Source organism: Gordonia sp. HS-NH1 (genome assembly GCF_001418765.1).
In the GTDB taxonomy this organism is placed as follows: Bacteria; Actinomycetota; Actinomycetes; order Mycobacteriales; family Mycobacteriaceae; genus Gordonia.
Window position 1 is genome coordinate 1 of record NZ_LIYC01000073.1, and the last position, 8731, is coordinate 8731.

The window sequence follows — 8731 nt, forward strand, 5'->3', positions numbered from 1 at the left end:
GGTGGTGATCGCCCAGACCGCGCGCCTGCGTGGTGATCTCGCGACGGTCGCGGTCCCTGATGACGTCGCGATCGAACTCGACCTGTTGACCGGGCATCGCCGCGACTTGGTCACCGAACGCACACGAGGCATCAATCGACTGCGCGGCCTGCTGACCCGCATCTTCCCCGGTCTCGAACGGTGCTTCGACTACTCGACGTTGACTGGTTTGGCGTTCGTCACCCGCTTCACCACACCGTCGGCGATTGATGGGGTCTCCGACGAGGAGATTTACGACCACCTACGCGGTCAAGGAGTCCGCCGGCCGACCATCCCGAAGATGATCAGCAAGGCGCGTGCCGCCGCGGCCGCGCAGACCGTCGCTCTGCCTGGTGAGGCGACCACGGCATTGCTGGTGCAGCAGGCGGCTACCTCGCTGATGGCGCTCACTCGCCAGATCACCTACCTGGATAAACAGATCGCCGAGGTGTTCCGCCGAGACCGCCACGCCCGGATTCTTGAATCCGTACCCGGTATCGGCACCCGAAGTGGTGCCGAACTCATCGCGTTCACTGGTGGCGACCTCACGTCGTTCGGCTCGGCTGCCAAACTGGCTGCCTACGCCGGTCTTGCTCCCGTCCCGCATGATTCAGGTAACCGGCGGGGCACATTGCGTAGACCGCAGCGCTACCACCGGGGTCTGCGGAAGGTGTTCTACATGGCCGCACTCAACAGCTCGCAACGCGACGGACCATCACGGGAGTTCTACCAGCGCAAACGACGCGAGAACCGCTCTCACGTGCATGCGCTCATCTCGCTGGCCAGACGGTTGATTGATGTTGTGTGGGCACTCATCCGTGATGGCCGAGAATGGACTCCGAGGGGCGCCGGCCCGCCCATCGCGGAGGCTGCCGCCTAGCCCCTGAGATCATTCAGACGCCGCTGCACGCACCGCCGCGGTGAGGTCGTCGATCGTGTTCGGTTGTAGCCGATTCTCGTCGAGGAAGAATGTGGGGGTGCCTTGGACCCCGAGAGCCAGACCGTCAGCGACGTCGGCGCGGATCCGTTCGAGCGTGGCCGGGCTGTTGTAGACCGTGTCGAAGGCCGCCATATCGAGATCGAGGTCGACGGCGAAGCTACGGAACAGGTCGTCAGCGGGGACTTGCTGTTCGCCCCAATGGGTTTGGGTGGTGAACATGCGCTGGTACATCTGCTCGAACCGCCCCTGCTGGGCGGCGGCTTCGACCGCGCGAGCAGCACGTTCGGCGTTGAAGTGTCCGGGCATCGGAAAGTAGCGGACGACGAACGTAACGCGGTCGCCGTAGGTTCGCCGCAGATCCTCGATGACCGGGTAGATGGCTCCGCAGGCTTCGCACTCGAAGTCCAGGAACTCGACGAATTGCGCCCGGCTCTGCGCAGGCGACGTCAGCCGATGACTGTCGGGCCGGGTCACCAGATCAGACACCGCGGCGGTATCGGACGGGGCGGGTGTGGAAGTGTCCTGATCGACGAGGACGGCGACTCCGATACCGACGATAATGGTTACGAAGAACGCCCACGCGAACTTGGTTGGTCTGGTCATACGTTCAACGTAGAGGCGATGTCGGCGGGAATGAGGATCGGTCTCATCAGGCCGGGGGTTGCCTTCGGGGTAGCGCCCGGAATGTATGAACCTGATGTCTGTTCTCAGTCTTCATGGGTGCGCGCTACAAGCGGATCAGATTCTGTATCCGGCAGCGAGGAGTCTCTGGCGTTTCCTCTGGGAGCGGACCATCGAGACTCCGGGCAGACGGTGAGCCGGGCAGTGACCAGCGCGGCCAGCCGGGCCCTGCGCCGGATCGGGGGGGGGGTCAGCGCTCGGGTGAATGCTGCGCTCGTTCGTCGGGACTCCTGAATGCGGTGAGGGTGATCAAGATGGCAGCGCCGCCGACGATGAATGTGTCAGCGAGGTTGAACGTTGGCCACCAACCGGTGTGGAGATAGTCAGTGACCACTCCGTCGGGGAACCGATCGATGAGATTGGCGCTTGCCCCGCCGAGGATCGCTGCTAACCCCAGCCGCCCGAGGTGCCCGGTGCCTGGCGCCATCCGCCAGGAGGTGACCGCGACGATGAAGGTGATGATTCCGGTGACTGTGGGCAGCACCCATGCCGGGGCATCGGCGGCGATCGAAAACGCCGCGCCCGGATTGAATGCCAGCCGCAGCTGCACCGGCCCCGTTCCGATGACTGCGCCGTCCGCGAGCGCGCTTGTGGCCCATGCCTTGACGGCCAGATCGGTGGCCGCGAGTCCGACAGCGACGGCCAGCAGCCCGCACCGCCGTGTGAGGCGTACGCGGCGGTGCGCCACCGGAACCGCGGTGATCACTGCCCGACCGTCACTACGGACGGAGTCCGCTGGCCAGTTCCGGTCCTCGCCCGGGCTAGCGCTTTGACCCGGCCGGCGCGGACTCCGTTGGCGATGACGACGATCTCGGCGAGTTCGTGGACGGCGACGACGGCGGCGAGGCCGAGTATCCCGAACAGCGCGAGAGGGATGAGGATCGCGATCAGGGCGAGGGACAGGCCGACGTTCTGCAGCATGATCTTCCGGGCGCGGCGGGCGTGATCGAGTGCCTGCGGGAGGGTGCGGAGGTCTTCGCCCATGAGGGCGACGTCGGCGGTTTCGATCGCTACGTCCGATCCCATTGCGCCCATGGCGATGCCGAGGTCGGCGGTGGCCAGGGCGGGAGCGTCGTTGATGCCGTCGCCGACCATCGCGGTGAACGAGTTCGTTCGGAGGTCGCCGATGATGCGGGCCTTGTCTTCGGGGCGGAGGTCGGCGTGTACGTCGTCGATGCCGGCGATCTTCGCCAGCGCGTTGGCGGTGGCGGTGTTGTCGCCGGTGAGCATCGCGACCGTGGCGCCGATGCGGTGCAGGTGCTCGATTACCGCGCCGGCTTCGGGGCGAAGCTCGTCACGGACGGCGACCGCGCCGATGACCTGACCGTCGTGTTCGATCAGGACGGCGGTGGCGCCGTCGGCCTGCATGGCCGCGACCCGCTCATCGAGCGGGCCGGGCTCGATCCAGTCGGGACGGCCCAGCCGCGCGGGCCGTCCGTCGACGAGGCCGGTCAGGCCGGCCCCGGGAACAGCCTGCACATCGCGCGCGGCGGTGGTCTCGCCGTGGGCGGCGAGGATCGCGCGGGCGAGCGGGTGTTCGCTGTGCGCTTCCAGCGCCGCGGCGACGGCGAGCACCCGCTCCTGGCCCGGAGTGCGGTCGCCCAGGCTGCTCCCGGTGCTAGGAGCAGCGGTGTCGGTGGGGGTGGTGGCGATGTCGACGACGGTGGGCCGGTTCGCGGTCAGAGTGCCGGTCTTGTCGAGGGCGACGGTGCGGACCCGGCCGAGGGCTTCGAGGGCGGCACCTCCTTTGACCAGGACGCCGATCTTGCTGGCGGCGCCGATCGCCGCGACCACGGTCACCGGCACAGAGATCGCCAGCGCACACGGCGACGCGGCGACGAGCACGACCAGGGCCCGTTCGATCCACGTGGCCGGGTCACCGAGCAGGGAGCCGAGGATCGCAATGGCGGCGGCGAAGATCATGATCGCCGGTACCAGGGGCTTGGCGATCCGGTCGGCGAGGCGTTGCGCGTCGCCCTTGCGGGACTGTTCGGCCTCGACGATCTGCACGATCTTGGCCAGCGAGTTGTTCTCCGCCGTGCTGGTGACATGCACGCTCAGGGCGCCGGTGCTGTTGATCGACCCGGCGTAGACCTGCGTGCCGGGTCCGGCTTCGACAGGCACGGATTCGCCGGTGATCGCCGAAACATCCAGTGCGGTGCGGCCTTCGGTGATGGTGCCGTCGGTGGCGATCCGCTCGCCGGGTTTGACCAACATCTGGTCCCCGACGGCCAATTCCGCCGGGGAGACGGTGACCGGGGTGCCGTCGCGGAGCACGGTCGCGGAGTCCGGGACCAGATTTAGTAGCGCCCGCAGCCCGCGGCGGGTGCGGGCGACGGCGTACTCCTCAAGGCCTTCGCTGATGGAGAACAGCACAGCGAGCATCGCGGCTTCGCCGACCTCGCCGAGGATCACCGCGCCGACCGCAGCAATCGTCATCAGGGTGCCGACGCCAATTTTGCCCTTCGCCAACCGGCTCAGGGTCGAGGGGACGAATGTCCACGCCCCGATCAGCAGCGCCACCCACTCCAGGGCGAGCGCGACCGGTTCGGGGCCGCCGGACCAGCTGGTGATGTACGCGGCGAGCAGGAACACCGCGGCCGCGGCGGCAGCCTGCAGCTCCCGCACCTGCCACCAGTGCTCCGGAGCCTGCTCGTCCTCACTGGCCGGTTCGTCGTGCCCGCATCCGCATGCGTCGCTCATCGCCGCACCCCCGCCTTCGTGTCGCCCGTTGTGCAGCAGGAGGTGGTGGCGTCGGTGCCGTAGTTCGGGCACAACACAACCGCGTTTCCGGTCGCTGCCAGGAGGGTTTCGGCGGCGGCGAGCACGTCCATCAGCTCCGGTCGGGCCAGGCTGTAGAACACCTGCCGCCCCTGCGGGCGGCCTTCGACGAGCCCACAGTCCCGTAAGCACGCCACGTGCGCGGAGACCGTCGATTGCGCCAACCCCAGCTCCGCCATCAGATCCGCCACCCGGGCCTCGCCACCGTGCGCGAGGCGGGTTGCGATTGCCAGACGGGTCCCATCGGAGAGGCTGTGGAACAACGCCACCGCGGGATCGAGGTCCGCCCCAGTCGCCACCGAGCACTCATTCATCGTCATATGACGATGATAGCGGCATTGTGTGCTGTAATCGAATCATCACGAAGAAGTGGCAGCAGGCGCGGCCGGGCGAGATGGTGGGAGCTGTTGGTATGCCGTCGATGTCGACGATCGAGTCTCTGTTCTGCCGCAGCGCACCGTGGCAGGCGGCCACCGGCAGGTGGGTACTCCCGTGGGCGCTGCAAGGCATCCATCCCCGAGGCCGGGTCCTTGAAATCGGTGGCGGCGCCGGCGCGATGACCGAACAGATCCTCACCACCAACCCCGACGAACTCGTGGATGTGACCGTCACCGACTTCGACCCGGTCATGGTCGCCGCCGCCAGCGATCGGCTGCAGGGTTTCGGGGCCCGCGCTCACGCCCAGGTCGCCGACGCCACAGCCCTGCCGTTCGAGGACGGAAGCTTCGACACCGTCGTCTCGTTCATCATGTTGCACCACGTCATCGACTGGGAACGCGCACTCGCCGAGGCCGCCCGAGTGCTCGCGCCCGGCGGAATGCTGGTCGGCTACGACCTGCTCGGCAGCGCACCGGCGCGGCTGCTGCACAACCTCGAAGGGGCACCGCACCGGTTCATCCCCCGTGGCGAACTCCGCCTGCGCCTGACGTCTTTGCCTCTGACCGACATCACGGTCCGCGAGAACCCTGCGCTCGCCCGGTTCCGTGCCCGCCGTGCCGGTGACCGATGACCACGCCACCACTGCACGGGCATCACCATGGCCCTCCCTCGGACGAGCTCGCCGAGCTCGAGCAGCGTGACGTCGCGGTGGCGTTCGTCGACCTCGCCGGATACAGCGTGTTCACCGAGTTCTGCGGCGACCAGGAAGCCGCAGAACTGGCCATACGGTTGGCCTCTCAGACCTGGCAGGCAGGCTCTACGACCGGGCACGCGGCTGGTCAAGGCCATCGGCGATGCGGTGATGCTCACCGCCGACGCCCCCCAAGTGATCCTCGCCACGATCACCGCCCCCGCGGCCGCGGCCGCCGGTCAAGACGGATTCATCGCCCTACGCGCCGGGATCGATCCACTACGGCAGCGCAGTCGTCCGCGACGGAGACCTGTTCGGGCACGCGGTCAGCGTCGCCGCCCGCATCACCGCCCTCGCTGGCGCCGGCCACGCCGTGATCACCGATCCGATCTGCCCGCCACCAGCCGAGCTGGATTGCTCGCCATGCTCGCTGACCTGCTGAAAGACACCGGAGTTGGCCTGCCAAAAGGACACCCGGATAAGGCTCGCTCAGTTCGTGCCGTCGCCGTTCAACAGCAACCCGTCGTAGCGCTGAGAACGTTGCGTAGTGCTTCCAACGAGTCCGGTTGCGCTCGGTAGTAGACGTTCATGCCGCGGCGCTCGGGGGTGACCATGCCGGCTTTGCGGAGCTGCCCCAGGTGGTGACTGGTGGTGGCTTCGGTGAGGCCGACCGCGGTCGCGAGGTCGCAGGTGCAGGTCCCGTCACCGGTGTCGGTAAGCAGGATTGAGACGAGCTTGATCCGAACGGGATCGGCAAGCGCCTTGAGCCGCAACGCGATCTGCAGCGCGGTGTCGTCATCGAGCGGTGCCGCCGATACCGGTGCGCAGCAGATCGGGGCGCTGATGTCGACCATCGGCAAGGGCTTCGGCATGACCAGATCGTACGCCCCTACTTGACATATGTCGAAAAGGTGGCACCCTGCATGTGTCAGTAGTTCGATATATGTCTCACAGGTGAAGGTGATGGTCATGTCCCGTATGCAGCTCGCGCTCAACGTCGATGATCTCGATACCGCGATCGAGTTCTACTCCAAGCTGTTCAACACCACCCCGGCCAAACGCAAGCCGGGATACGCCAACTTCGCGATCGTCGAGCCGCCCCTGAAACTGGTGCTGCTAGAGAACCCCGGCCAGGGCGGCACGATCAACCACCTCGGCGTCGAGGTCGAATCGAGCGAGAAGGTGCACGCCGAGATCGCCAGGCTGTCCGGGGAGGGCCTGTTCACCCAGGAGGAGATCAACTCCACCTGCTGTTTCGCAACCCAGGACAAGGTCTGGGTGACCGGACCGGCGAACGAGAAGTGGGAGGTCTACACCGTGCTCGCCGACTCCGACACGTTCGGGACCAGCCCGAAACTGTTGGAGCAGAACGCCAACGATGACGTCGAGCAGGGTTCGGTGTGCTGCGGTGGCAGCGCCGCCGAACCGGCTGAGGTGCGCACTGCTTGCTGCTGAGGGGTCGTGGCTTGCGCTCTCGCCTACCGCGCGATGCGGTCGGCGAGGGCGCGGATCCGGTTGGTGATGTCGTCGCGGATTAGTCGCATCCGTTCGATGCCGTCGATGACCCGTTCGGAGGGTTCGTCGGTGTTCCACACTTCGAGGGCGACGCCGTCGGGTGGGGTGACGTCGGCGGTGCCGACCACCACGACGAGATCTGCAGTTTGCATCAGTTCGTCGGTGAGTTGGCGCGGCTGATGTCCGTCCACGGTGGCGCCGACTTCGGCGAGCGCCTGGGCGGACAGGTCGTTGACCTGGCCGCCGATTTTCGCGCTGGTGCCGGCCGAGGATGGGGTGATCCGGGCGGTGACTGTCGGTGTGAGATGTTCGGCCATCACCGATTTGCCGCGATTGGACACGCACACGAACAGCACCTGCGGTGTCGTGCTCACCGGCCGACCTGCTGGTCGGCGGGTACGAGTTCGTCGAGGAGGTCCTCGACGAGTCCGCGGATCTGATCGCGGATCGGGCGGACCGCGTCAATGCCTTGGCCGGCTGGGTCGTCGAGGGCCCAGTCGCGGTACCTGACGCCGGGGAATACTGGACATGCATCGCCACAGCCCATGGTGATCACCACGTCGGAGGATTCGACCGTGTCGGGGGTGAGGATCTTCGGTGACTGCGCGGAGATGTCGATACCGACTTCGGCCATCGCCGCGACAGCGGCGGGATTGATTGAGTCGGCGGGAGCAGATCCGGCGGAGCGGACCTCGACACTGCCCTGGCTCAGAGCGGTGAGGAACCCCGCGGCCATCTGTGAGCGGCCAGCATTGTGGACGCACACGAACAGCACGCTAGGTCGAGAGGAAGACATGAAACACAGGCCCTTTCAGCTGTGGAGGAAAGCTCGGAAAGTCACACACGGTCGGCCGTGAGCTCGGCAAGGAGCTCGCGAACCCGGGCATCAAGGTCATCGCGGATGGCGCGAACCTCGCCTAGTGGACGGCCTTCAGGATCGGAGACCGTCCAGTCGAGATACCGCTTACCGGGATAGATCGGACACGCGTCGCCGCAACCCATCGCTACGACCACGTCGGCGGCGGCGACCACATCGTCGGTTAGCGGTTTGGGGTACTGCGTACCCAAGTCGACGCCGATCTCGCTCATTGCTTCGACGACGGTCGGGTTGATCGAGTGCGCGGGTGTTGACCCGGCTGAGCGCACGTGTACCCGCCCAGCGGCGTGATGGGTCAACAATCCTGCGGCCATCTGCGAGCGGCCGGCGTTCTGCACGCAGATGAAGAGAACCTCGGGCACATCCTTGGGCACCGCGCCCTCAGCCTGGGCGAGGGCGCGTAACCGATCAGCCGCGAACCGGCCCGCCAAGGTCGTCAGATGCGTATGCACCCGGGAGGTACGCCGTAACACGGTGTAGGACTCGAAGACACAGCGTTCTACCGTCTGGCGAGACACCACCCCTTCGTACTTGGCGGCCAAGTCGGCGGCGGTACGGGCCAACACGGTATGAGGCATCAACAGTTCGGGCTGCTCGCGGTGTTCACCGCGACGTAGGTGTTCGTCCAACGCATTCTCAGACATCGCGAGCAGGCTCCTTCGACACATCTAGGCTAGAAGCAGTGGGAGTTGTGAAGCGTTTCCGCAACGCCAGGGACACATAGACGAGGGCGACGAGAACCGGGACCTCGATCAGTGGCCCGATGACCCCGGCGAGAGCCTGGCCGGAGGTCGCACCATAGGTCGCGATCGCGACGGCGATGGCGAGTTCGAAGTTGTTGCCGGCGGCG

The 8731-nt window shown here is 66.6% G+C and carries 12 protein-coding genes; 3 read left to right on the plus strand and 9 right to left on the minus strand.

All coding sequences use genetic code 11. The features are described from left to right. Nucleotides 1-898 (plus strand): IS110 family transposase (locus AMD30_RS23750; RefSeq protein WP_055477314.1); only part of this gene is annotated, 898 nt, incomplete at its 5' end. A 9-nt stretch (nucleotides 899-907) separates the two neighbouring features. On the opposite strand, the gene AMD30_RS23755 is transcribed toward AMD30_RS23750, so the two are convergent. The 4 genes from AMD30_RS23755 to AMD30_RS23770 all read right to left on the minus strand — a co-directional run bounded on the left by AMD30_RS23755 (nucleotide 908) and on the right by AMD30_RS23770 (nucleotide 4740). Beyond that, nucleotides 908-1561, minus strand: a complete 654-nt coding sequence (locus AMD30_RS23755; RefSeq protein WP_005193670.1) for a DsbA family protein — start codon at nucleotides 1559-1561, stop codon at nucleotides 908-910. A 268-nt stretch (nucleotides 1562-1829) separates the two neighbouring features. Continuing rightward, a complete protein-coding gene (locus AMD30_RS23760) occupies nucleotides 1830-2345 on the minus strand; it encodes a signal peptidase II (RefSeq protein ID WP_005193672.1) in 516 nt (171 codons plus the stop codon). Next, nucleotides 2342-4342 carry a heavy metal translocating P-type ATPase gene (locus tag AMD30_RS23765; protein ID WP_005193676.1) on the minus strand — a complete coding sequence of 667 codons (2001 nt, stop codon included), beginning with the start codon at nucleotides 4340-4342 and terminating at the stop codon, nucleotides 2342-2344. Before AMD30_RS23765 ends, AMD30_RS23760 begins: the two co-directional genes overlap by 4 nt. Then, the gene (locus AMD30_RS23770) at nucleotides 4339-4740 is read right to left on the minus strand and encodes an ArsR/SmtB family transcription factor (RefSeq protein ID WP_010844639.1); all 402 of its coding nucleotides are present in this window, start codon (nucleotides 4738-4740) and stop codon (nucleotides 4339-4341) included. The genes AMD30_RS23765 and AMD30_RS23770 overlap by 4 nt, the downstream gene beginning before the upstream one ends. A gap of 92 nt (nucleotides 4741-4832) precedes the next feature. Here AMD30_RS23770 and AMD30_RS23775 point away from each other — a divergent pair, with 92 nt between their 5' ends. Then, on the plus strand, nucleotides 4833-5429 hold the full coding sequence (locus AMD30_RS23775; RefSeq protein ID WP_005193680.1) for a class I SAM-dependent methyltransferase: 597 nt from the start codon (nucleotides 4833-4835) through the stop codon (nucleotides 5427-5429). Between the two features lie 569 nt (nucleotides 5430-5998). Here the strand turns inward: AMD30_RS23775 and AMD30_RS23780 are convergent. Next, on the minus strand, nucleotides 5999-6361 hold the full coding sequence (locus AMD30_RS23780) for an Rv2640c family ArsR-like transcriptional regulator (protein ID WP_005193682.1): 363 nt from the start codon (nucleotides 6359-6361) through the stop codon (nucleotides 5999-6001). A 97-nt stretch (nucleotides 6362-6458) separates the two neighbouring features. On the opposite strand from AMD30_RS23780, the gene AMD30_RS23785 reads away from it, so the two are divergent. Continuing rightward, on the plus strand, nucleotides 6459-6944 hold the full coding sequence (locus tag AMD30_RS23785) for an ArsI/CadI family heavy metal resistance metalloenzyme (protein WP_010844638.1): 486 nt from the start codon (nucleotides 6459-6461) through the stop codon (nucleotides 6942-6944). A 23-nt stretch (nucleotides 6945-6967) separates the two neighbouring features. On the opposite strand, the gene AMD30_RS23790 is transcribed toward AMD30_RS23785, so the two are convergent. The 4 genes from AMD30_RS23790 to AMD30_RS23805 all read right to left on the minus strand — a co-directional run. Beyond that, nucleotides 6968-7378: an arsenate-mycothiol transferase ArsC gene (locus AMD30_RS23790; RefSeq protein ID WP_055477315.1), complete on the minus strand. Its 411-nt coding sequence runs from the start codon at nucleotides 7376-7378 to the stop codon at nucleotides 6968-6970. Then, nucleotides 7375-7800: an arsenate reductase ArsC gene (locus AMD30_RS23795; protein ID WP_006360546.1), complete on the minus strand. Its 426-nt coding sequence runs from the start codon at nucleotides 7798-7800 to the stop codon at nucleotides 7375-7377. Before AMD30_RS23795 ends, AMD30_RS23790 begins: the two co-directional genes overlap by 4 nt. A 41-nt stretch (nucleotides 7801-7841) precedes the next feature. Next, nucleotides 7842-8525: an arsenate reductase ArsC gene (locus AMD30_RS23800; RefSeq protein ID WP_006360545.1), complete on the minus strand. Its 684-nt coding sequence runs from the start codon at nucleotides 8523-8525 to the stop codon at nucleotides 7842-7844. Continuing rightward, a partial coding sequence (locus AMD30_RS23805; RefSeq protein ID WP_084817370.1) for an arsenical-resistance protein occupies nucleotides 8518-8731 on the minus strand: 214 nt, incomplete at its 5' end. The genes AMD30_RS23805 and AMD30_RS23800, both read right to left, overlap by 8 nt.

Bases quoted from the DNA above. Each gene is read 5' to 3' on its own strand.
- AMD30_RS23765 (WP_005193676.1), bottom strand. From the start codon at position 4,342: ATGAGCGACGCATGCGGATGCGGGCACGACGAACCGGCCAGTGAGGAC.
- AMD30_RS23755 (WP_005193670.1), bottom strand. From the start codon at position 1,561: ATGACCAGACCAACCAAGTTCGCGTGGGCGTTCTTCGTAACCATTATC.
- AMD30_RS23770 (WP_010844639.1), bottom strand. From the start codon at position 4,740: ATGACGATGAATGAGTGCTCGGTGGCGACTGGGGCGGACCTCGATCCC.
- AMD30_RS23800 (WP_006360545.1), bottom strand. From the start codon at position 8,525: ATGTCTGAGAATGCGTTGGACGAACACCTACGTCGCGGTGAACACCGC.
- AMD30_RS23785 (WP_010844638.1), top strand. From the start codon at position 6,459: ATGTCCCGTATGCAGCTCGCGCTCAACGTCGATGATCTCGATACCGCG.
- AMD30_RS23795 (WP_006360546.1), bottom strand. From the start codon at position 7,800: ATGTCTTCCTCTCGACCTAGCGTGCTGTTCGTGTGCGTCCACAATGCT.
- AMD30_RS23775 (WP_005193680.1), top strand. From the start codon at position 4,833: ATGCCGTCGATGTCGACGATCGAGTCTCTGTTCTGCCGCAGCGCACCG.
- AMD30_RS23780 (WP_005193682.1), bottom strand. From the start codon at position 6,361: ATGCCGAAGCCCTTGCCGATGGTCGACATCAGCGCCCCGATCTGCTGC.